The 22,157-nt window shown below is 59.3% G+C and carries 23 protein-coding genes; 14 read left to right on the top strand and 9 right to left on the bottom strand.

Translation table 11 applies throughout. The features are described 5' to 3' along the window. Window positions 1-117 precede the first annotated feature (117 nt). Window positions 118-1,926 carry a carbon starvation protein A gene (locus AB5Y92_RS10280; RefSeq protein WP_368226717.1) on the top strand — a complete coding sequence of 603 codons (1,809 nt, stop codon included), beginning with the start codon at window positions 118-120 and terminating at the stop codon, window positions 1,924-1,926. Between the two features lie 260 nt (window positions 1,927-2,186). Next, window positions 2,187-2,924, top strand: a complete 738-nt coding sequence (pepE, locus tag AB5Y92_RS10275) for a dipeptidase PepE (protein WP_164537585.1) — start codon at window positions 2,187-2,189, stop codon at window positions 2,922-2,924. 124 nt (window positions 2,925-3,048) lie between these two features. Here pepE and AB5Y92_RS10270 read toward each other — a convergent pair whose 3' ends face one another. The 3 genes from AB5Y92_RS10270 to dnaB form a co-directional block, all read right to left on the bottom strand. Beyond that, entirely contained in the window at window positions 3,049-3,468 is a 420-nt protein-coding gene (locus tag AB5Y92_RS10270) for a secondary thiamine-phosphate synthase enzyme YjbQ (protein ID WP_164537586.1), read from the bottom strand. After that, window positions 3,468-4,541 carry an alanine racemase gene (gene alr / locus AB5Y92_RS10265; RefSeq protein WP_164537587.1) on the bottom strand — a complete coding sequence of 358 codons (1,074 nt, stop codon included), beginning with the start codon at window positions 4,539-4,541 and terminating at the stop codon, window positions 3,468-3,470. Before alr ends, AB5Y92_RS10270 begins: the two co-directional genes overlap by 1 nt. A gap of 191 nt (window positions 4,542-4,732) precedes the next feature. Then, window positions 4,733-6,127 (bottom strand): replicative DNA helicase, encoded by a 1,395-nt coding sequence (gene dnaB, locus AB5Y92_RS10260; RefSeq protein WP_026035132.1) that lies wholly within the window; start codon window positions 6,125-6,127, stop codon window positions 4,733-4,735. 363 nt (window positions 6,128-6,490) lie between these two features. Here dnaB and AB5Y92_RS10255 point away from each other — a divergent pair, with 363 nt between their 5' ends. Next, window positions 6,491-7,351 carry a Tim44 domain-containing protein gene (locus tag AB5Y92_RS10255; protein ID WP_005335275.1) on the top strand — a complete coding sequence of 287 codons (861 nt, stop codon included), beginning with the start codon at window positions 6,491-6,493 and terminating at the stop codon, window positions 7,349-7,351. Between the two features lie 196 nt (window positions 7,352-7,547). On the opposite strand, the gene ushA is transcribed toward AB5Y92_RS10255, so the two are convergent. Then, window positions 7,548-9,272 (bottom strand): bifunctional UDP-sugar hydrolase/5'-nucleotidase UshA, encoded by a 1,725-nt coding sequence (gene ushA / locus AB5Y92_RS10250; RefSeq protein WP_164537589.1) that lies wholly within the window; start codon window positions 9,270-9,272, stop codon window positions 7,548-7,550. Between the two features lie 260 nt (window positions 9,273-9,532). On the opposite strand from ushA, the gene AB5Y92_RS10245 reads away from it, so the two are divergent. From AB5Y92_RS10245 to AB5Y92_RS10235, 3 genes are all read left to right on the top strand, one after another. After that, a complete protein-coding gene (locus AB5Y92_RS10245) occupies window positions 9,533-9,877 on the top strand; it encodes a DUF2956 domain-containing protein (RefSeq protein WP_139428679.1) in 345 nt (114 codons plus the stop codon). Window positions 9,878-10,021: 144 nt separating this feature from the next. Next, entirely contained in the window at window positions 10,022-10,357 is a 336-nt protein-coding gene (locus tag AB5Y92_RS10240) for a hypothetical protein (protein WP_005358483.1), read from the top strand. Window positions 10,358-10,469: 112 nt separating this feature from the next. Then, window positions 10,470-11,339: a hypothetical protein gene (locus tag AB5Y92_RS10235; RefSeq protein WP_368226714.1), complete on the top strand. Its 870-nt coding sequence runs from the start codon at window positions 10,470-10,472 to the stop codon at window positions 11,337-11,339. A gap of 55 nt (window positions 11,340-11,394) precedes the next feature. Here AB5Y92_RS10235 and AB5Y92_RS10230 read toward each other — a convergent pair whose 3' ends face one another. Both AB5Y92_RS10230 and fkpA read right to left on the bottom strand, forming a co-directional pair. Then, a complete protein-coding gene (locus AB5Y92_RS10230; RefSeq protein WP_005348258.1) occupies window positions 11,395-12,801 on the bottom strand; it encodes a sigma-54 dependent transcriptional regulator in 1,407 nt (468 codons plus the stop codon). Between the two features lie 151 nt (window positions 12,802-12,952). Continuing rightward, window positions 12,953-13,756 (bottom strand): FKBP-type peptidyl-prolyl cis-trans isomerase, encoded by an 804-nt coding sequence (gene fkpA / locus AB5Y92_RS10225; RefSeq protein WP_005335283.1) that lies wholly within the window; start codon window positions 13,754-13,756, stop codon window positions 12,953-12,955. Window positions 13,757-13,874: 118 nt separating this feature from the next. Between fkpA and AB5Y92_RS10220 the strand changes: the two genes are divergently transcribed. Continuing rightward, window positions 13,875-14,843 carry a hypothetical protein gene (locus tag AB5Y92_RS10220; protein ID WP_236767669.1) on the top strand — a complete coding sequence of 323 codons (969 nt, stop codon included), beginning with the start codon at window positions 13,875-13,877 and terminating at the stop codon, window positions 14,841-14,843. Between the two features lie 14 nt (window positions 14,844-14,857). Then, the gene (locus AB5Y92_RS10215; protein WP_005335285.1) at window positions 14,858-15,073 is read left to right on the top strand and encodes a SlyX family protein; all 216 of its coding nucleotides are present in this window, start codon (window positions 14,858-14,860) and stop codon (window positions 15,071-15,073) included. Window positions 15,074-15,173: 100 nt separating this feature from the next. Here AB5Y92_RS10215 and slyD read toward each other — a convergent pair whose 3' ends face one another. Then, window positions 15,174-15,845, bottom strand: a complete 672-nt coding sequence (slyD, locus tag AB5Y92_RS10210) for a peptidylprolyl isomerase (RefSeq protein ID WP_100645229.1) — start codon at window positions 15,843-15,845, stop codon at window positions 15,174-15,176. Between the two features lie 143 nt (window positions 15,846-15,988). Beyond that, window positions 15,989-16,192, bottom strand: coding sequence for a YheV family putative zinc ribbon protein (locus AB5Y92_RS10205; protein ID WP_005335287.1), 204 nt, complete (start codon window positions 16,190-16,192; stop codon window positions 15,989-15,991). Between the two features lie 39 nt (window positions 16,193-16,231). On the opposite strand from AB5Y92_RS10205, the gene AB5Y92_RS10200 reads away from it, so the two are divergent. The 3 genes from AB5Y92_RS10200 to AB5Y92_RS10190 all read left to right on the top strand — a co-directional run bounded on the left by AB5Y92_RS10200 (window position 16,232) and on the right by AB5Y92_RS10190 (window position 18,995). Next, complete coding sequence (locus tag AB5Y92_RS10200; protein ID WP_368226712.1) at window positions 16,232-16,891, top strand: hypothetical protein; 660 nt, start codon at window positions 16,232-16,234, stop codon at window positions 16,889-16,891. A gap of 152 nt (window positions 16,892-17,043) precedes the next feature. Then, window positions 17,044-17,943, top strand: coding sequence for a chemotaxis protein (locus tag AB5Y92_RS10195; protein WP_368226710.1), 900 nt, complete (start codon window positions 17,044-17,046; stop codon window positions 17,941-17,943). A gap of 65 nt (window positions 17,944-18,008) precedes the next feature. After that, on the top strand, window positions 18,009-18,995 hold the full coding sequence (locus AB5Y92_RS10190; RefSeq protein ID WP_368226708.1) for a hydrolase: 987 nt from the start codon (window positions 18,009-18,011) through the stop codon (window positions 18,993-18,995). On the opposite strand, the gene AB5Y92_RS10185 is transcribed toward AB5Y92_RS10190, so the two are convergent. Beyond that, the gene (locus tag AB5Y92_RS10185; protein ID WP_368226706.1) at window positions 18,974-20,125 is read right to left on the bottom strand and encodes a membrane-associated sensor domain-containing protein; all 1,152 of its coding nucleotides are present in this window, start codon (window positions 20,123-20,125) and stop codon (window positions 18,974-18,976) included. The genes AB5Y92_RS10190 and AB5Y92_RS10185 overlap by 22 nt on opposite strands. A gap of 97 nt (window positions 20,126-20,222) precedes the next feature. Here AB5Y92_RS10185 and AB5Y92_RS10180 point away from each other — a divergent pair, with 97 nt between their 5' ends. The 3 genes from AB5Y92_RS10180 to AB5Y92_RS10170 are packed head-to-tail and all read left to right on the top strand — an operon-like array spanning window position 20,223 to window position 21,919. Further along, window positions 20,223-20,447 carry a YheU family protein gene (locus AB5Y92_RS10180; protein WP_005335298.1) on the top strand — a complete coding sequence of 75 codons (225 nt, stop codon included), beginning with the start codon at window positions 20,223-20,225 and terminating at the stop codon, window positions 20,445-20,447. A 52-nt stretch (window positions 20,448-20,499) separates the two neighbouring features. Next, window positions 20,500-21,369 carry a phosphoribulokinase gene (locus AB5Y92_RS10175; RefSeq protein WP_005335299.1) on the top strand — a complete coding sequence of 290 codons (870 nt, stop codon included), beginning with the start codon at window positions 20,500-20,502 and terminating at the stop codon, window positions 21,367-21,369. A gap of 16 nt (window positions 21,370-21,385) precedes the next feature. After that, window positions 21,386-21,919 (top strand): DUF4136 domain-containing protein, encoded by a 534-nt coding sequence (locus AB5Y92_RS10170; protein ID WP_123172456.1) that lies wholly within the window; start codon window positions 21,386-21,388, stop codon window positions 21,917-21,919. Window positions 21,920-22,157: the final 238 nt, after the last annotated feature.

Below are 22,157 nucleotides of genomic sequence, written 5' to 3'. Positions count from 1 at the left end.
TGCCACTCGCGGGCAGAACCCGGCCACTGACCTTTTCTTCGCTCCCCTTTCCCCACCGCATGGGTAGAGTACAGCCTGAGCCCGGCCAGACTGGCCACAGGAAAAGGAAACTCCCCCATGCAACACGCAATCACTTTTGTCATTGCGGCCCTCTGCATCCTCGCCATCGCATATCGCCTCTACGGCGTGTTCTTTGTGCGCAAGGTGCTGCAGGCTGACGACAAGCAAGTCACCCCCTCCCACCAGCTGGAAGATGGCAAGAACTATGTGCCGACCAACAAGTGGGTCAACTTCGGTCAACACTTCGCGGCCATCGCCGCCGCTGGCCCGCTGGTCGGCCCGGTTCTGGCGGCCCAGTACGGCTACCTGCCGAGCTTTCTCTGGCTGCTGATCGGCTGCGTCATCGGCGGCGCGGTACACGACACCGTGGTGCTGTTCGCCTCCATGAAGCATCAGGGCAAGTCCCTCTCCGAGGTGGCCAAGGCCGAACTCGGCCCCATCGCCGGCTGGTGCACGGGGCTCGCGATGCTGTTCATCATCACCATCACTATGGCGGGTCTCTCCATGGTGGTGGTACACGCACTGGAGCGTAACGCCTGGGGCGTGTTCGCGGTGTTCATGACCATCCCCATCTCCATGGTGGTGGGAATTTGGCACAAGCTGACCGGCAACCTGCAAGCGGCCTCCTGGGTGGGCTTCATCGCCGTGCTAGCCTGTGTCTTCTTCGGCCCCTACGTGCAGGAGAGCGCCTTCGGAGCCTGGCTGACCCTGCGTGCCGAGACCATCAGTCTGGCGCTGCCCATCTACGCCTTCTTCGCTACCGCGCTGCCGGTCTGGCTGCTGCTCACCCCGCGCGGCTACATCTCCAGCTTTATGAAGATCGGCGTGTTCGGCGCGCTGGTGATCGGCGTTATCTGCATCAACCCGGAGATCCAGTTCCCCGCCATGACCCAGTTTGTCCACGGCGGCGGCCCGGTACTGGGTGGCCCGGTCTGGCCCTTTATCTCTATCACCATCGCCTGTGGCGCCATCTCAGGCTTCCACGCCTTTATCGGCTCAGGCACCACCCCGAAACTGGTGGACAAGTGGAATGACATTCTGCCGGTCGCCTTCGGTGCCATGCTGGCCGAGTGCGTGGTGGGCGTGATGGCGCTGATCGCCGCCACTGCCCTGCACCCGGCTGACTACTTCGCCATCAACGCCACCCCGGAGGCCTTCGCCAAACTGGGGATGCAGGTGGTGGATCTACCGTTCCTCTCCCAGGAGATCGGTATGGATCTGAACGGCCGCACCGGCGGCGCCGTCACCCTGGCGGTGGGCATGTCCTACATCTTCACCAAGGTGCCCTGGTTCAGTAACCTCGCCTCCTACTTCTTCCAGTTCGTGGTGATGTTCGAAGCAGTCTTTATCTTAACCGCCGTCGACTCCGGCACCCGGGTCTCCCGTTACCTGATCCAGGACTTCTTCGGCGAGTTCTACCCGCCCCTCAAGCGCATCGACTGGATGCCGGGCGCCATCGGGGCTAGCGTGCTCGCCTGTGTGATGTGGGGGTATCTGCTGATGTCCGGTGATATCGGATCTGTGTGGGCGCTATTCGGGGTCTCAAACCAGCTGATGGCCTCGGTGGGCCTGATCATAGGTGCCACCATCATCTTGCGACTGGCCAGCAAGCGCCGCTACATGCTGACCTGCCTGATCCCGCTGGCCTATCTGTTCGTCACCGTCAACTACGCCGGTTACTGGATGATGAGCAACGTCTACTTCAACGCCGCGGCCAAGGGCTACAACCCGATGAACGGCATCATCTCCCTCATCATGCTGGTGCTGGGAATGCTGATTCTCCTCTCCGCCCTGCGCAAATGGAGCGAGCTGTGGAAGCTGCGCCAGCAGCCCTCCTACAAGGTGGTTGAAGCGACCGCCTCCTGATGGGCGAGTGGCTTTTCCCCTGACATGACCCCGCTGCGGCGGGGTCTTTTATTGGCGATGGCAGCGAGCGGAGCGCTGCTTATTAATCCACCACTTTGCAGTGAGTTATCCATCCATAGCTCCTCAATGGCCGTTGAATGGGCCTCGCGATCACAGAACCGCCACGCCAATGGTGGTAGGATGCCCGCTCTTGCCATCCGACCGCACGGCGGATCCGGTGGCCCTCCCGCCTCCGCTTTCAATTTTTGAGGAACGATTTGATGGAACTGCTTCTGCTTAGCAACGGTAAAGCCAACGAATTTCCGGGTCTGCTCGGCTGGGCCCGGGATCGGGTTCAAAGCCTGCTCGCGCGCAAACAGGTCAAGCGCATCCTGCTCATCCCCTACGCGGTGATCCGCAGCGGCTGGGATGCCCGCGCCAACGAGCTGCAGGAGAGTCTGGGAGTCGATGCCATCAGCATCCACCACTTCGATGATCCGGTTGATGCCATCAATCAGGCAGACGCCATCTTTATCAGCGGCGGCAATACCTGGCGTCTCAACCAGATGCTGCATGAAAACGGTCTGATCGTGCCGATCCAGCGTGCCGTGCGCGAGCGGGGCGTCCCCTATGTGGGCTGGAGCGCCGGTTGCAACGTGGCGACCCCGAGCATCCGCACCACCAACGACATGCCGGTTTGCAGCGCCGCCGTGCTGCCGGCGCTGGGCCTGTTCCCGCTGCAGATCAACCCGCACTATCTGGACGCCAGCATCAGCGGCCACATGGGCGAGACCCGCGACGAGCGTCTGGCCGAGTTCTGCGCCATCAACCCGAGCGAGCACGTGGTGGCCCTGCGTGAAGCGAGCCTGCTGCAAATCACCGGAGAAAACGGCAGTGAGCGTCTGGAGTACTGGAGCGCACGCGAGCAGGACTTCAAGATCTTCAAACAGGGCCAGGAGCCGCAAGCCTTTATGGACGCCGCCCCGCTGGCCGAGCTGACCCCCTTCAAGGTCGCCTGAGCCACGCAGAGCGCTTCACTACTGGCAAGCAGATAGCTCGCGAAATCGTAAAAACAAAAGAGGGACGGCTCGGCGCCATCCCTCTTTCTTTTTTATCGTCATCTTTCAGCTGATTGCAGCCTGATTACTCACCCTGCAGGGTCACCAGCACCTTGCGGGCACCGCCATCGATGCGATGCTCGCCAAGCCAGATCCCCTGCCAGGTGCCGAGCGCCAGCTGACCATCGCGGAGCGGCAGTTGCAGGCTCACCCCGAGCAGAGAGGATTTGATGTGGGCGGGCATGTCATCCGCCCCCTCATAAGTGTGGCGATAGTAGGGGGCATCCTCCGGCGCCAGCCGGTGCAGATGAGCCTCCATATCGCTGCGCACGCTGGGGTCGCAATTCTCGTTGAGAGTGAGCGAGGCGGAGGTGTGTTGCAGCAGCAGGTGCGCCATGCCAATCCGGTAATCCGCCAGCATCGGCAGCTTGGCCACCAGCTCGTCGGTCACCAGATGAAAGCCCCGCGAACGGGGCTTCAACGTCAGCAGGCACTGCTGCCACATCAGACGTACTCCATAAAGACGCGGGAGGTGAGTTTGGTGATGAGTTCGTAGGGGATGGTGCCAATCTCGTCGGCCACCCGCTCCACCGGTAGCCCCTCGCCCCACAGCACCGCCTCGTCGCCGGGCTTGTCGGTCGCGCCCGGGCCCAGATCGACTGTGCTCATATCCATGGAGACACGCCCCACCAGCGGCACGATGCGGCCGTTGATCAGCACGGAAGTGCCATTAGGCGCCATGCGCGGATAACCGTCACCGTAGCCGATGGCAATCACGCCAAGGCGGGTATCGCGATCCGCCACCCAGTTGGCGCCGTAGCCCACCGGCTCGCCCGCCTTGTGATCCCGCACCGCAATCAGCTGGGTCTTCAAGGTCATCACCGGCTGCAGGTCGTAATCGGCCGCCACCGTGTTGGGGAAGGGCGAGACGCCATAGAGGATGACACCGGGGCGAACCCAGTCGCAGTGGGAGTCTGGCCAGGCCAGAATGCCCGCCGAGTTGGCCATGGCCCGCTCACCTGCCAGCGGTGCGGTCAACTTGCTGAACAAATCGATCTGCTCGCGGGTAGTGGGCTGCTCCAGCTCATCGGAGCGGCTGAAGTGGGTCATGATGTTGAACGGCTGCACCACGTTCTTGCACTTGCCGAGGCGCTCGATAAAGGCGGGCATCTCGTCGGCACGTACCCCGAGGCGATGCATGCCGGTGTCGAGCTTGAGCCAGGCCACCACGGGGGCTGGCAGCTCGACCTGCTCCAGCGCTTCGAGCTGCTCCCAGGTGTGAACCGCCGTCTGCAGGTTGTTGGCCGCCAGCACCGGCAGATCGTCGGCAGAGAAGAAGCCCTCCAGCAGCACAATGGGTTTGACCACGGCGCAGGAGCGCAGCATCAGCGCCTCTTCGATACGGGCCACCGCGTAGGCATCCGCATCCACCAGGGTGCGGGCGACCGGCAGCAGTCCGTGGCCATAGGCGTTGGCCTTGACCACAGCGATGATCTTGCAAGCGGGAGCGTGGCGCTTGACCACGGCGAGGTTATGGCGCAAGGCCGCAGTATTGATTTGGGCAGTAGCCGCTTTCATGGTTTTCCCTTACGAGGGCACAAATGGTCTCCCCCTCATCGGGCCGAAGACCGCCACTCACTTATCGTCGTCGAAGGCCGGACCGGCATAATTGTCGAACCGGGAAAACAGGCCCTGAGCAGCAGTCAATGACTGGCTATCGATCAGGGCAGTCGTGGTAATGACGAAACCGCCATCACCTTGGGTTTACATCAATAATCGTCATCAAACGCCGGACCGGCGTAGTTGTCGAACCGGGAGAACTGACCCTGGAAGGTGAGACGCACTCTTCCGATAGGGCCGTTACGCTGCTTGCCGATGATAATCTCGGCAATCCCCTTGTCCGGGCTGTCATCGTGATAAACCTCATCACGATAGATAAACATGATCAAATCCGCATCCTGCTCAATGGAGCCCGATTCACGAAGATCCGAGTTGACCGGGCGCTTGTCGGCCCGCTGTTCCAGGCTTCGGTTCAGCTGGGAGAGCGCCACCACCGGGCACTGCAGCTCTTTCGCCAAGGCCTTGAGAGAGCGGGATATCTCGCCGATCTCCAAGGTACGGTTGTCAGAGAGCGCCGGCACCCGCATCAGCTGCAGGTAGTCCACCATGATCATGGATAGGCCACCGTGCTCGCGTGCCACCCGACGGGCACGGGAGCGCACATCGGTCGGAGTGAGGCCGGAGGCGTCATCGATATACATCTTGCCCTTCTCCAGCAGCAATCCCATGGTGGAGGAGAGGCGCGCCCAATCCTCGTCGTCGAGCTGACCGGTACGCACCTTGGTCTGATCGATGCGACCGACCGAGGCGAGCATACGCATGATGATCTGCTCGGAGGGCATCTCCAGCGAGAAGATCAGCACCGGCTTGTCGGCAGTGAGGGCCGCATGCTCGCACAGGTTCATAGCAAAGGTGGTCTTGCCCATGGAAGGACGGGCCGCCACGATGATCAAGTCCGAACGCTGCAAACCGGCGGTCATCTTGTCGAGATCGTTGTAACCGCTCGATACCCCGGTCACCCCGTTGTGGGGGGTCTTGAACAGCTCTTCAATCTTGTCGACAGTCTGCTCGAGGATGAGCTTCAGGGGCTGGGGCCCCTCGTTGGCGCTAGTGCGCTGCTCGGCAATCTTGAATACCTTGCTCTCGGCAAGATCCAGCAGATCGCCGGAGGTACGGCCCTGTGGCTCGTAGCCTGCTTCGACGATCTCGTTGGCGACCGAGATCATCTCCCGCACCACCGCTCGCTCGCGCACGATTTCGGCGTAGGCGTTGATGTTGGCGGCACTCGGGGTGTTCTTGGCGATCTCCACCAGATAGGCGAAGCCACCCGCCTCTTCCAGCTGTTCGGAGCGTTCCAGCTCCTCCTGCAAGGTGATGAGGTCGATGGGGTTGCCCGCGTTGGAGAGGCGGGTCATGGCCTGGAAGATCAACCGGTGCGGACGGCTGTAGAAATCCTGATCGATAACCCGTTCGGCAACCCGATCCCAGGCATCGTTATCCAGCATCAGGCCGCCCAGTACGGACTGTTCGGCCTCAAAAGAGTGGGGAGGAACTTTCAGCTGTTGTGTCTTGGCGTCTTTTTTCGCCGTCACTTGCTCTGCCATACACATAAAAACCGCAGCGGGAAGGGGACGGGAATTTTACAAAAGAAAGCCAACTACAGCGAGCCCTATCTGGCGGCTCATACCATCATAAAGGGCCAAACCAGTGTCTGCTCTACCTTGACCATTTTGATTTTGCTTCGCATTTTGCGCTCCTTGCGACTCAATCTTCTGCTTTTCATCCGGTTTACTCCTCTTGTTTGACGCCGCATCGCGGCAACCTCGTTCATGAATAATTCATGCCAGAGGTGATATTGATGAATACAAGCTGCGACACAATTAGGGACAGGCAGCCTGCCATGCGCCTTGCTGAGCTTGCCAAAGCGGAGCATGCCCCACCCACAGACGAGAGTGAAAAGAGTCAAAATGAAAAAGATGCTGACCCTGTTTGCCGTGATCCTGGCCATTGGCCTGGGGGCACCTCACGCCGAAGCCAAGAAGTTTGGCGGCGGCAAATCCTTTGGTAAAAGTTACAAAACTGCGCCGGCCCAGCCTGCGGCCAAACCGGTCGACAACAAGAATCCGACACTGAATGCCCAGACTCCGCCGAAAAAGAGCGGCATGATGGGCGGCCTGCTGGGCGGCCTGCTGGCCGGTGGCCTGTTTGCCTACCTGCTGGGCAGCGGTGCCTTTGAAGGTCTGCAAGGAATGGACTTCCTGCTGATCGCCCTGCTAGCGCTGGGTGCCGTCTTCCTGATCCGTACCCTGCGCAAGGGCAAGGTCGCGACGCCACAGCCACAACAGGCAGCCTATGCTGGCTACCAGCCACCGCAATCCGCGGCCCCGCAGCAGTTTGAGCAGAGCAACAGCGCACCGCAAGCCACCGGCTTTGCCGACAGCGACGTGCCGTTCCGCCTGCCGCCGGGCTTTGACATGAACAGCTTCCTGGCCGGTGCCCGCGATCACTATCGCACCCTGCAAGAGGCGTGGAACAAGAACGATCTGGAAAAGGTGCGCGAGTACGTCAGCCCCGAGCTGTTTGAGCAGCTCAAAGCCGAGCGCGCCGAACTGACTGGCGACCAGCATACCGAAGTGATGTACGTCGATACCCAGCTGGTACGCGCCGACTACGGCAGCGACTGGGCTCAGGTGAGCGTGCGCTTTAGCGGCCGCTACATGGACCGTCAGGAGCAGGTCGAAGAAGACATCAAAGAGGTGTGGCACCTCGAACGCGATCTGGCCAAGAACAATGCCCCTTGGCATATCGTCGGTATCGAGCAGCTGTAAAGTTTAGATTGTCACTACGCAAGAGGCGGCCAACGAGCCGCCTCTTTTCATTTCATCCCCTCACCTGACCTCATACAGGCGATTGCTATCGTCATTGATGATTGAAGAGTTGTAACCGCTCCCCAAACAACGACAAAGGGCAGCCACCGTCTGCCCTTTGGGATCACATCTGGGGGCTATGCGCCCCGCTGACGAATCAGTTGCACCCTTCGGTAGATGTTGAGTTCAGATAGCTCACCTCATTGCCTGGCTGATAATCGGCCACGTTGATGGTCTTCTTGACCTCGATGTACTCCTTCAGCACGGCAGCATCCACCAAACCGGCGTTGATGGTATCGATCTTCGGATAGCCGTCACCACCGGAGGCGCTGAAGCTCGGGATCGCGAAGCTGTAGGTTGCTGCCGGATCAAACGCCTTGCCACCGATGCTGGTGATATTGACGCTCTTGGCCTGGCAATCCACCGCCATATTGATACCGCCAAACTGGGCATAACCACCGGTATTGCGGGTCTTGCTTGCCACCTGGCCCAGATAGGTCGCCAGATCGCTTCCCTTCATGACCGCCTTGTTGACCGTGTTGCCAAAGGGGTGCACCAGCAGCACGCTGCGGTAAGTGATATCACCGGCCGGGATGCTGTCGCGCACACCGCCTGAGTTGACGATACCAAAGTCGACACCCAGCTTGCTGCTGGTCGCCGTGGTGATGAGGCGACCCAGGTTGGTCTGCTTGTTGCGAACCGAGTTGCGATCACCAACCAGCAAGCCATCTGCCGAGCCAATGACGACATTCAGCTCTTGCTGACCTTTCTCCTGATAACCCAGCAGGGTGTTATACAGCTCGGGATCCTTGGTGATCTCGTCCTGTACGAACTGCATCTTGGCCGGATCCTTGGTTACGGCGCCGTTGGCATCGATCGCCTCGCCCTTGGCGTTGCGCTTAATCAGGTTGACCGGGATCAGGTCATAGCTGGTCAGGGTCAACTTGCCATTCTGGTACTCAAACTGGGCACGGCCCACATACTTGCCCCACTCGTGGGCCTGCATGATCCAGGTGCCGTTTTGCTGGTCCGGTTGGCAGTTATCACCCGGTTTGAAATTGGCGTACTTGTTGGTGGTACCCGGTTCCATACAGACCGGATTCTGGGAGTGGCCACCAATGATGGCATCCAGAGTCCCTGCCGGCAGAGCACGAGCCATCTCTACATCGCCCGGCGCATTGCTGCCGTGCTGACCATTCTCGTAATGGCCCATGTGAGTGATGGCGAAGACCAGATTGGCCTCCTTGTTGCTGCGGATCTGCTGGCCCAGTTTGGCCGCCTCGCTGGTCGGATCGCGGAACTCCAGGGTCTGCACGTTGTTGGGATCAACCAGCTGGGCGGTATCCTCGGTGGTCAGACCCAGTACGGCGACCTTGAGACCGCTCTCCAGCTTGAACACCTTGTAGGGGTCAAAGTAGTGCTTACCGCTGGCCTTGTCATAGATGTTGGCCGAGAGCATGGGGAACTGGGCCCACTTGCGCTGCTTCTCCAGTACGTTGAGGGGGTTGTCGAATTCATGGTTGCCCACCGCCATGGCATCGTAGCGAATGTTGTTCATCGCCATGAAGTCAGGCTCGGCATCCTGCAGATCGGACTCCGGCACGCCGGTATTCACATCACCACCGGAGAGAACCAATACGTCACTGCCAGCAGCCTTGGCCTCGCTACGCAGCCGTTCGACCAGCGTCTTCTGGGCTGCCATGCCATATTCATTTTCCGCGTTGTTCCAGAAACGGCCGTGGGTATCGTTGGTATGCAGAATGGTCAGTTTGCAGACATTTTCGGTGCAGGGTGCAACGCTGTCGTTTTTGGAGATATTGCAACCCGTCAGTGCCGCCAGCACGGCCAGGGCCACGCCGCCTTTGATAACATTATTATTCATTTCCATATCACCTTGATTGTTTTGTTATTTAGTGACCCTATCCAGCAGGTCGGGCCCAAATATAACAAACAACGAAGAAGAAATTTTCATCAGCGACTCACAAATGTTGTTAATTGTGATCGATGGCCAAACTTACCCTTTGCTACTGATTTTTAAATGCTTTTATTGAGGCGTTTCTCATTTGTAGCCATGCCTGGCCAAGCCCCACGAAACAGGGTTTTGTGGCATACTCCCTCCCCCATGCCCGAGGAGATGATTTGATGGCCAAGTACGACAAGATTTCCCCCGAGACCCAGCAGGAGGCGATGAAAATTGCCCGTGCCAACCAGAAGCCGGGGCAGACCAAGGAGCAGACCCAGCTTATCGCGCAAGGTATCCAGAAAGGCATCGACGAATACAAGAAACAGATGAAGGCGCGGGCCCGTGAAGCGAGCCGCCAGAAAAAATTGCAGGCCAAAGCCAGGCAGCCACAGGGCGCGCCCCAAACCGAAGAACAAGACGATCAGCTGGAGCTGGTTGAAGTAAGCCATCAGCATCCCCTGCCCTGGATATTGCTGGTGTTGAGCTGGCTGGGATTTGCTGCAACCTGGTTCTGGTTGCACTAAGAGTGCGCTAGCAAACCTTTATCCGGGATCCTCTTCACAGCCCGGACCCAGGCTGCTGGTGATTACCTGCGAAGAGTGATTAAATCCCGCGCCTCTTGCACCGGACAACCGGTTTTTTGACGATCAGTTTTCAGGAAAGATGTTATGAACCCCGCTCCGCTCTATCTGCTGGCCCCTTTTGTACTGTTCCTTGTGACCATGCTGCTCTATCGCATTTCGCCGCTGCGGGCGGTCGCCGCCGGTGGGGTACGCTGGTTTATCCTCCCCGCCTTCACCCTGTTTATTTTACTGATCATCATCAACGGTGCCGCCGATCCCGCCCTGCGCGATCCGGCATTCCACTGGTTGATGCCGGGCCTTGGCTTTGCCCTGAGCCTGTTTCCGGCCCTGCCCAAGGCGCTGGTGCCACGGCTCGCCATCAAAGAGGGGGCCTTTGCCGCCCTCGGCCTGATGCTGATGAGCCTGGCCATGGTCTACTGATCGGCTGGCACAACCGTTAGCATGGCTCAAGGGGCGCTCTGTGACGGGCGCCCCTTGTACAAACAATGGCCTGCAGGCATCTTGGTGACAGGATAACCAGCAAGGAGGCCAAATGGACAATCCGCCCGATTTCATGGCGCTGTGGGATTATCAGGATCCCTCCGCCAGTGCCCTTCGTTTTCACACCCTTCTTCCCGAAGCGCGCGCCGCCGCCGACCTGCAACTCGAACTGGAGTTGCTGACCCAAATTGCCCGTACCCACTCGCTGCAGCGCCAGTTTGCCGAAGCCCATCAGCTGCTCGACGAGATAGCGCCTCGCCTCACAGATACAACCCCCAGAGCGCGGATCCGGGCCCTGCTGGAACGAGGCCGCACCTTTAACTCGGCGGGCGACAAAGCCAGTGCCAAACCGCTGTTTGAACAAGCCTGGCAATGGGGGCTCAAGGAGAAGGAGACCTATCTCGCCATCGACGCCGCTCACATGATCGCCATCGCCGCACCACTGGAAGAGCAGAGCCGCTGGCATCAACTGGCGATGGAGCTGGCGGAACGCAGCAGTGACGAGAAGGTGCGCGGCTGGCTGGCTCCCCTTTACAACAATCAGGGCTGGACCCTGTTCGAATTGGGCCGCTTTGATGAGGCGAAAATCCAGCAACAGAAGTGCCTGGCCTGGCATCTGCAGCATAACCAGCCGGCCAAGGCGTTTATCGCTCGCTGGAGTCTGGCTCGCCTGACCCGGGCCCAGGGTCAGCACCAGCAGGCACTGGCAGAGCTGCACCAGCTCAAGGCCGATATGGCCGAGGCAGGCGAACCTGAGGATGGTTATCTGTTCGAGGAGCTGGGGGAGAATGCCTTGGTGCTGGACGATCCGCTGGCCGCGGAATACTTCTCCCGCGCCTGGTTTCTGCTGTCGCAAGACCGCTGGTTCAGCGCCAACGAGGGGGAACGACTGGCCCGCCTCAAGCGCCTCGCCAAACTCTGATCCCCAAAATAGCAAGGGCGGCACGCTAGCCGCCCTTATCTGCTGGCAAGATGGTTCAGGCCCGATTGGACTCCTCCCACCCCTGCTTTTTACGGTAAATGGTGGAGGGGCTGATCTCGAGCAGGGCCGCCGCCTTGGGAATGTTGCCGTCACAACTGGCGATGGCCTGTTCGATCACCTCTTTCTCCACCAGCCAGAGCGGACGAATCGGCCCGTTGGCCACGCCAGTGGCGGCCGGAGCCGATGCCACCGCTGCCGCAATCGCAGCCGGCAGTTGGGGGCGCACCCCATTGAGCGGTGGAGGCAGAATATCCGGGCTCACCAGCTCCTTGTCATTGAGCACCACGATATTGCGCACCACGTTCTGCAGCTCGCGTACGTTGCCAGGCCAGGGGTAGTCAAGCAGCACTCGCGCCGCCTCGACATCGAAATCCTTGAAGCGTTTGTTCTCCTCCTTGGCGTAGCTTTGCAGCAGGGTGCGCGCCAGCAGCAGGATATCCTCACCCCGCTCCCGCAGTGGCGGCAGGGTAAGCGGAATGACGTGGAGCCGATAGTAGAGATCCTCGCGAAAACGGCCCGCTTTTACCTCGACCAGCGGATCCCGGTTGGTGGCGCAGATAAAGCGCACATCCACCGTCTCGAGCTTGCCGCTGCCGACCCGCTGCACTGTGCCGGTCTGGATAAAGCGCAGCAACTTGCTCTGCAGATCCAGGTCCATCTCGCAGATCTCGTCGAGAAAGAGGGTACCGCCATCGGCCAGACTGGCCGCCCCCTTGCGATCCCCCTGCGCACCGGTAAAAGAGCCCTTCACATGACCGAAGATCTCGCTCTCCATCAAATCATGGGGAATGGCGGCGCAGTTGAGGGCAATAAAGGGCTGCTCGCTGCGGGGACTGCACTGGTGAATAGCTTCGGCACACACCTCTTTGCCGGTGCCGCTCTCGCCAGTGATAAAAACGGTCGCCTTGCTGGGCGCCGCGCTTTCGATGATGCGATAGACCGCCTGCATCGACATGGAGGCACCGATAAAACCGAAGAAGGAGCTGCGCTCGAAGTTCTCCCGATAGTGGGCAACCAGCGAGCTCAACTGCTGGTGTTTCAAGGCATTGCGAACGGTGGCGCAGAGCCGCTTGCTGTCAAACGGCTTGGTCAGAAAATCGAAGGCACCGAGGCGCATCGCCTCCACCGCCACATCTACCGAGCCGTGGGCGGTGATCACCACCACAGAGCAAGGCAACTGCTGTTCGGTGATCATTTGCAGAATATCCATACCAGACATATCCGGCAGCTCCAGATCCAGCAGCACCACGGGGGGAGGACTTGCCAGCAACTGCGCCAACGCCTGCTGACCACAGTCGGCCAGCACCACCTCATACCCCTCCTGGCGCAGGTACTGTTCATAGACCACCGCCAGACTACGGGTATCTTCCACCAGCAGGACACGCGATTTATTTTCAGCCACTGGACTCATCCTTGTATTTGATTCTGCGATCTATTTTGCCTTATTTTCGCGCGCAAACCCAACGCCAAGACAGCTCTGTTATCCCGCGATTGCAGGGAATACACAAGTAAAAACGGCTCCTTAAGGAGCCGTTTTTAACTACAAGAAGGGATTACTTCTTGGCGTCGTCAGCAGTCGGCTTCTCGATAGCCAGCAGCTCAACGTCAAACACCAGCACGGCATTCGCCGGGATGGAGCCTGCACCATGCTCGCCATAGGCCAGCTTGGACGGCAGGAAGAACTTGAACTTGGAACCAACCGGCATCAGCTGCACACCTTCAGTCCAACCCGGGATAACCTGGTTGAGCGGGAAGGTAGCCGGCTCGCCGCGATCGACGGAGCTGTCGAACTTGGTGCCGTCGGTCAGGGTACCGGTGTAGTGAACCTTGACGATATCGGTAGATTTCGGCTTGGCGCCAGTGCCCATCTTCTCGACCACGTACTGCAGGCCGGATTCAGTGCTCTTCACACCCTCTTTCTTGGCGTTGGCAGCCAGGAACTCTTCGCCCTTCTTCAGATTCTCAACGGCGTCTTTCTCGGCCTTGGCCTTGGTCAGCTCGTTGATCTTGGCGTCGTAATCCTGCAGTACCTTCTGGATCTCTTCATCAGTCATCTTGGCTTCTTTGCCCAGACCGTCAGTCACCCCTTTCAGGATCACAGCATTGTCCAGTTTGATGCCCAGTTCCTGCTGACGCTCCAGGGTATTGGCGATGTAACGACCCATGGAGAGGCCAATTGCGTAGCCAGATTGCTCTTCAAAGCTCTTGGCTTCGGCCTTGGTCGCCTCTGCCGGCTTGCTGGCTTCTGCCTTCACTTCGGCGGTATTGGCCGCAGCAGGCTTCTCGTCTTTTTGGCAAGCAGTCAGACCGACGGCAACGGCCGCCGCCAACAGGGACACCTTCAGAAATTTGTTCATCAGTTTCTCCAAACTCCAAATACCGCTCTCGGTTCCATCGTGAAATGAGAGGTTTATCGTGATAAGCGCCTTATACTAACGCCGTGATCGCAGGTAACAAAAGCGTGAGACCGCAAAAATGATAAAAAGTGCCATTTATCTGGTGAGCCTCTGTTTAATGCTCACCGGTTGCGAGCAAAGCTCCCAACCCAACCAGCAAATGACCCTCGCCAGCACGGGTCTGCTGACCGCAGATCTATCCAGTGATGGCAAGCAGGCCATCGTCTCCAGCATCAGCCAGGGCATCATCGTCTGGGATCTGGAACAGAACCGTCAACGCTGGCGCTGGAAGCAATCCGACTCGGCGGATGATCTGGTATTCATTACCCGCTTTTCTGAAGGCAACAGCCATGCCGTCACCGCCACCCCAGACACCTTTGCAACCTGGCGGCTGAACGACGGGCAATCACAAGGCTACTACTCACTTCCTGAATCCAGGCTGAGGGACATTGCCCTCTCGGCAGATGGACGCAATGTGCTGATCGGGCGGGAAGATGGCAAGGCCGAGTGGCTCGACACCCGAAGCGGCCGTCGCCTGCAGTTTCTGGGGCACACCGAACAGGTCAATACGGTGGATCTCTCCGCCAACGGTCGCTACGCCCTGACCGGCGGCAACGACTACAGCGCCTATCTGTGGGATACCCGTAGCGGGCAGGTGATCTGGCGGTTCAACCATGGTGGCCGGGTGATCATGGCCAGGCTGGAGCCGAGCGGCCGCTACGCCTTCACCGCCGACAGCAGCCGGGCCAGCATCTGGGATCTGAAAACCGGCAAGGAGGTGAGTCAGCTGCAATATGATCACCGCTTCGAGGTCTACACCAGCGCCCGCTTTGCCAACGATGGCAAGTGGCTCATCACCGGCGCCCCTTCCCGTCAGCTCTCCCTGTGGCAAGTGAGCGATGGTGCCCTGCTGCAGAGCTGGCGCGTCTCGCCGCAACCCAAGGTGAAACCGCCCAGCGCAGTGGTCTACGGCGTCGCTTTGCGCGACAATAGCCACCTTGTCAGTGCCAGCTCCAGTGGTCTGGCCGAAATCTGGACAATCAAGTAAGGACCCGAAGGCCCATGAGTCAGCAACTTAACGATCGCATCGAAACCCTGGAAACCCGTCTCGCCTATGCGGAATACACCATAGAGCAGCTCAACGACGAGGTGACCACCCAGGGCCGTGAACTCGATCGGCTCAAATACCAGATCCAGCTGCTGATCGACAAACTGCAAAGCGTACAACCCAGCCAGATTGCCAGCATGGCCGAAGAGACCCCTCCGCCGCACTACTGAACCGGCGCTATCTCTGGTCAGGCAACATGGTTCGGCATCACTGTCAGCCAATAAAAAACCCGCGATTATCGCGGGTTTTTTATCATCGGCGTGGCCGTGATCAGTGGTGATGGCCCTTGCCACCACAACCGCCGCCACCGCAGCAGCCGCCGTGACCATGGTCATCACCGTGGTCGTGGCCATGATCGTGACCGTGGCCAGCACCACCGCAGCAACCGCCGTGGCCGTGATCCTCATCGTGGTCGTGACCATGACCGCCACAGCAGCCGCCGTGATCGTGGTCATGACCGTGATCGTGACCGCAACCACCGGCACCGTGAACGTGGCCGTGGGCCAGCTCTTCGGCAGTGGCGGCACGCACGTCCTTGATCTCGACCTTGAAGCCCAGGGTTACGCCAGCCAGCGGATGGTTGCCATCCACCTTGACGAACTCTTCGGACACTTCAACCACGGTCACAGGACGGTGGCCATCGTCGGTTTCAGCCACAAAAGTATCCCCTTCGGAGACTTCCATGCCGTCGAACAGCTCGCCCGGTACTTCTTGTACCAGGGTCTCATCATATTCGCCGTAGGCCTGGCTCGGTGCCAGAGTCACTTCGAAGGCTTCACCTACCGCGCGACCTTCCAGCTCGGCTTCCAGGCCTGAGACCAGGTAACGGGTGCCGTGCAGATAGACCAGCGGCTCTTTGCCGACAGTGCTGTCGATGACTTCACCGTGCTCGTCGGTGACTGTGTATTCCAGCGTAACCACGCTCAGAGGAGCTACTTTCATGTCAGGATCCTGCGGATAGAAAAAAACGGGCTCAGAATACCCTAAAAAGCGGGCCGCGCATATGCCGTGCCGCGCCACGGAGTGACGAAAAAAACGGCAACAGCGTCAGCGAGGAGACCCGCATTCAACCCGCCGTTGCCTTATCAGGGGCGAAACACCCCGATCACCTCTTCCGCCTCGCGAGTCTGCTTGTCGACCTCGGCAGGCGTTTGTACCTGGGTATCGCCACAGGCGACACAGGTCACCTTCTCGACTCCATGCTCCAGATACAGCATCATGTTGTCCAACTTGCCGCACGCCGGGCAGACAGCACCGGCAATGAAGCGTTTTTTACGTCTGGTTTCCATATTTGTTACCTCCAGGCAGCATCATATCAGGGTTTTTACATGCATCACGCCATCGAGTATCACCATTTTTCCTGCCAGGGCCTGCACGCCGGCAACCGCAAACGAACTCCGGTCGGGCAGCTGTTGCGGATCACCCGGGGCGCCGCGCTGCTGAGACTGGGCCAACATGAGCTGTTGCTGCCAGCAGGCAGCAGCTTCTGGCTCTGCGCCGATGCCCTCGCGGCCTTCAGCCCCCTCAGCGGTTGCGAGTACGATCAGCTGAATGTCTCTTTGCGCGTGGCTCAGCCGCAGCAGGCAGGCTGGCTGCAGGCCACGCCCCTGCTCGATGCCCTGCTCGACTCGCTGGCCCGTTGGCAACGTCCGAAAGAGTGGCAAGGGGCCTACGGTCAGCGACTGCAGGTGATCCTGGATGAGCTGCAACAGTGTGCCATCAGCCAGCAGGGTCACGGTGAGCTGCAAGCCTGCTGGCAAGCGCTGGCCAATGGCCAACCGGAGTCTCTGCAACTATGGGCACAACAAGCCGATACGCCGGTGGAAGGGAGTGAATTGCAACAACAGTGGCAGCTGCTGCAGGCGCTCAGATTGCTCAAGGGCGGCAGCAAGCCCGCGCAGGTGGCCAGCAAGCTGGGTTATGCCGATGAGGCCGCGTTGCAAGCGGCCTGCCAACAGTGGGGCGTTGGCGAGGATAGCGATCAATAACCGGACGCCGATGGAATACGCCAACGAAATTGGCTGAATGAGTCCAGTTTTTTGCCAGATGGTCGTTAACAAGGAAGGGCCATTCCCCCCGTAATCCTTTATGCTAGAGGCCTGAAGTGACTGCCAACGTTTCGACCAACAGGACATCTGCCATGACGAGCAAAGCCAATCAATCCCAGGGCATGTTGCTGTTTCACCTTTCAGCCAAACAATCCTTTGCCATCGGTACCCTCAAGGTGAAGGAGATAGTGCCCTACACCCAGCTGACGGCAATGCCGCACTCGCACCCGACCGTGTTGGGGGCCGCCAATATGCGCGGCTCCACCATTCCGGTGATCGACATGGCGATGGCGGTGGGCTATCGCCCCATCAGCAAGGAGGAGATGCCCCACTGCTTCATCATCATTACCGACTGCCGCCGCACCCTGGTGGGCTTTCTGGTACGGGGCATCGACAAGATCACCGAGTGCAACTGGCGCGATATCGAATCGCCCCCCGCCTCCCTCGGCCACAATGTGTTCGTAACCGGCGTGACCTGGGTCAATGACCAGCTGATCCAGCTGCTGGATGTGGAGCTGATCCTCTCCCGGGTCTATCCGGATGATCCGAGCCACCTCTATCCGGTGCTGACCGATGTGCAGCGGGAGCGGATCAAGCCAATGCGGATCCTGCTGGTTGATGACTCTTCGGTCGCTCGCCGTCAACTGATGGCCGCCCTCGACTACATCAATATCCCCTATGAGGTCTGCACCAATGGCAAGGATGCTCTGACCCTGATGCAGACGCGGGCGAGCCAGAAGACCCCGATCGACATTCTGGTGAGCGATATCGAGATGCCGGGGCTCGATGGCTACGAGCTGGCCTTCGAGGTGCAGAGCGACAGCAAACTGGCGGGGGCCTACATCATCCTGCACACCTCCCTCTCCAGCGAGATCAGTGTGGAGCGGGCCCATCAGGTGGGAGCCCATGAGGCGCTGACCAAGTTCGAAGCCAATGAGCTGATCCAGGCCATGCTGCGCGGCGCCGAACATCACGATCGCCTGCTGAAATAAGCAATGACTGGCGGGAGGAACACGCCTCCCGTCCTCCTTATCTTCGACCCAGACCGACTGACCCTATGCTGACCGAGAGCCACTTCCACGCCCCCTGGTGGGCACGCAATCCTCATCTGCAGACCATACTGCCCAAATGGCTGCGCCGCCCCCCTGCCCGTTTTGTGGCGGAGCGGTTTGAACTGCAGGATGGGGACTTTGTCGACCTCGCCTGGAGCGGGGAAGTCAGCCTTGATGAACGGCCGCTGATAGTGGTGTTTCACGGGCTGGAGGGAAGCATTCACTCCCACTACGCCAAGGGATTGTTCGCCCACCTGCAGCAAGAGGGCAGAGAGGCCGTGCTGATGCACTTTCGCGGTTGCAGTGGCGAGCCCAATCGCCACCTGCAGGCCTATCACTCCGGCGCCATCGGTGATGCGCAGGAGCTGATTGCCGAGCTGAGCCAGCGCTTCCCGGGCAAACCGCTGATCGCCATCGGCTTTTCACTGGGTGGCAATATGCTGGTCAATCTGCTGGCGCGGGGCTGTCCTGCGGCATTGAAAGCGGCGGTGGTGGTCTCGGCCCCGCTGCAACTGGCGAGCTGCGCCGAGCGGGTCAATCAGGGCTTCTCGAAGGTCTATCAGAACTATCTGCTGCGCACCATGCGCCGCAACCTGCTCAACAAGATCAGCCAGCAGCAGAAAGCGAGTGAACGCTGGCAACCTCGACAAGTGGAGCAGATTGCCACCCTGCGCGATTTTGACGAGATGGTCACCGCGCCACTGCACGGCTTTAACAGTGCCAACCACTACTACCAGAGCTGCTCCGGCCTGCCCCTGCTGCGCCAGATCCCGATCCCGACCCTGGTTATTCACGCCGCCGACGATCCCTTTATGTCACACGCGGTCATTCCCCGGCCGGAGCAACTCTCGCCCACGGTACGCTATGAGCTGAGCCAGCGTGGCGGCCATGTCGGCTTTTTGCACGGCACGCCCTGGCGGCCGCGGTTTTGGCTGGATGAGCGGATCAGCCGCTGGATTGCCGAACAGAGTCACTCCGCAACACAGAACTGATTGCGTCCCGACTCCTTGGCCCGATAGAGCGCCTGATCGGCCCGCTCCAGCACCTGGCTCGCCCCTTCACCGGAAACTGTGCTGGCAATCCCCTGACTCACCGTCACCCAGGGGGCAACATCGGACGCCAGATGCTCCAGCTGCAGGCTGGCCAGGCCATCTTGCAGCCGCTTCGCCACGCTGGCCGCCGCCTGAAGGTCGGTATTGGGCAGCAGCAGCACAAACTCCTCTCCGCCATAGCGGGCCACCAGATCAGATGGCGTGCGAACCGCACGGTTGAGCGCTTGTGCCACCTCCTTGAGACACATATCCCCTACCTGATGGCCGTAGTGGTCGTTGAATCGCTTGAAATAGTCCACATCGATCAGGATGAGCGATAGCGGAGCGCCGCTCTCCTGGCTATGGGCTAACGCGCGATCCAACTCGATATTGAAATGCCGCCGGTTGGCGACCCCGGTCAGAGGATCTTGCTTGGCGAGCTGATCAAGTTTGCGCAGCAGCGTCAGATTTTCATGCTCCCGCATGATCGCCAACTCAAACCAGCGGTGCAGCATGCGGCGGCCGACCTCCAGCGCAATCACGCCAAACAACACGCCAAGCAGGTAGATCTGGGTAAAATCGACGCGTAAAAAGAGTTCCAACCCCACACCCACCGTCATTGGGCCCAAGAGATAGCCATAAAAAACCTTGCGATCGGGATAAAACGCGATGAGCGCAGCCAGCAGGTTGAGCCGCATGATCCCGTTGGCATAGCTGACCCCTCCCCGCAGCTCCACCTGACCAATCGTGTAGATGTGCAGCGTCCAGAGTCCGCCCCATAGCACCATCACCAGCGCAGCCATCCGTAACCAGAGGCGATCCTGCAGATGGTCACAAAACAGGCTGACAACAGGTAGCAGCAATAGCACCACCATGACCAGGGCCAGCTCACTCTGAAAGCGCCAGGGCAAGCTGTCATCACTGGCGAGCCCGACCTGGCTGTAAACCTCGTAGCGTATCGAAAGAAACAATACCACCAGCCAGTTCAACAACCAGAACCACACCATGCCTCGGGCAATCGCCTCTCGACGTGCGCTGTCCAGATGCTCTGTCAGGGTTAACGGCGCGCTGCGCTGCGCTTCAGACAACATCTCTCAGACTCCGGTGAAAAGGTAAAAAGTGATTGCATTCGCGGGATTCAACACAACAATAGCCTGACGATCACCTCTTTTGCTGTGAGACCTTTAAATGATCATTCCCTGGCAAGAACTGGACGGCGACACCCTGACCAACCTGATCGAACACTTTGTGTTGCAGGAGGGAACCGAATATGGAGAACAGGATGTCCCACTTGGCGTCAAAGTCGATGCAGTGAGAGAACAATTACAGCAAGGCAAAGCTGTCATCGTCTATAGCGAGCTGCACGAATCGGTGAATATCGTGATGAAAGACCGCTTCATCGAGCAGTCTTGACCCAACCGCAATCCGGACCTTATAACGGAATTCCCAAGGAAGAGAGAATCCCATGTCGGCCAAGCACCCCATTATTGCCGTTACCGGTTCGTCCGGAGCCGGCACCTCCACCTCCACCAACGCCTTTCGCTCCATGTTCCATCAACTGGGATATACCGCGGCGGTGGTGGAAGGTGACAGTTTTCACCGCTACACCCGACCGGAAATGGATGTAGCGATCCGCAAGGCGCGCGAACAGGGGCGTCATATCAGCTATTTTGGCCCTGAGGCCAATGACTTCGGGCTGCTGGAGAGCTTTTTTCAGGGCTATGGGCAGGATGGCAATGGCCAGTATCGCCGCTACCTGCACAGCTTTGACGAGGCGGTGCCCTTCAACCAGATGCCCGGCACCTTTACCCCCTGGCAGCATCTGCCCAGCAATACCGATCTGCTGTTTTATGAAGGGCTGCACGGCGGTGTGGTCACCGAGGATCACAATGTGGCGCGCCACGTGGATTTTCTGATAGGCGTAGTGCCCATCGTCAACCTGGAGTGGATCCAGAAGCTGATCCGCGATACCTCGGAGCGAGGGCATTCCCGCGAGGCGGTAACCGACTCCATCGTTCGCTCCATGGATGACTACATCAACTTCATCACCCCGCAGTTCTCGCGCACCCATATCAACTTCCAGCGAGTACCGACGGTGGATACCTCCAACCCCTTCAGCGCCAAGGTGATCCCGAGTCTGGACGAGAGTATGCTGGTGATCCGGTTTCGCGGTATCAAGCAGGTGGATTTCCCCTACCTGCTGTCGATGATCGACGGCTCATTCATGTCGCGAATGAACACCATAGTGGTGCCGGGCGGTAAGATGGGCTTTGCGATGGAGCTGATCCTGCGCCCGCTCATCCAGCAATTGATCGAAACCGGCAAAATAACCTGATTCAAAGGAGTTCACGATGCGGCTTGCTTATCTCTCTGTGGCACTGCTCGCCCTGCTTGGCGGTTGCAGCAGTGGGCCGGCGGCCCCCACGCTGGAGTCCGGCACCATGCTGGTTCGCCCGATGGGCAACTGGACCTACGGTGCAACCCCGCGCTACGCCCTGGCCGAACAGTATCAATTTGCCGGTGAGTTGGCGGAAGGGTGGCTGGAGCCGATGCAGCAGGCGGTAAGCCGGGAGCTCAATGGCAAGGGGTGGCAGAGTGCACCGCTCGACGAGGCGGATCTGTGGGTCGCCATCGGCGTCGCAGGCGGCAAGGATATGAGTGACGGCGAGATTTTCGCGCGCCTTGGCATGACGCCTGGGGTATATGCCTCGGCCAACCAGCGCAAAGGGTCGCTGGCCATCGTGCTGCTCGATCGCAAAACCCAGAAAGCGGTCTGGAGCAGCATCATCCAGCTGACCAGCGACGTGAGCATTGCAGATAGCCAGCGCCAGGCTCTCAGCCAGCAGCTCGCGGCCGAGCTGCTCCATCGCGTCCCCACCAACTAGCGCTTGTTTAGTGATAACGGATGGATAGAAAAACGGCTTGCCTCCCGGCAAGCCGTTTTTTTTGTGGTCTCAACCTCTTGACCCAATCCGGCCTAGGCCAGACCGGGGCACAAAGCTGCACACCTTCAGCTATCTGTGGTCACTTATTTAAGGCTCTGTCCCAATTACGTGTTGAAAGGCTAATCTTGAAGTAGGCCATCACCTTGAGGTCTACCATCATGGATACCCCAGCCTTTCA

This window comes from Aeromonas sp. R1-1 (genome assembly GCF_040908495.1).
Classification (GTDB): domain Bacteria; phylum Pseudomonadota; class Gammaproteobacteria; order Enterobacterales; family Aeromonadaceae; genus Aeromonas; species Aeromonas veronii.
This window is presented reverse-complemented; position numbering and strand designations above follow the sequence as displayed.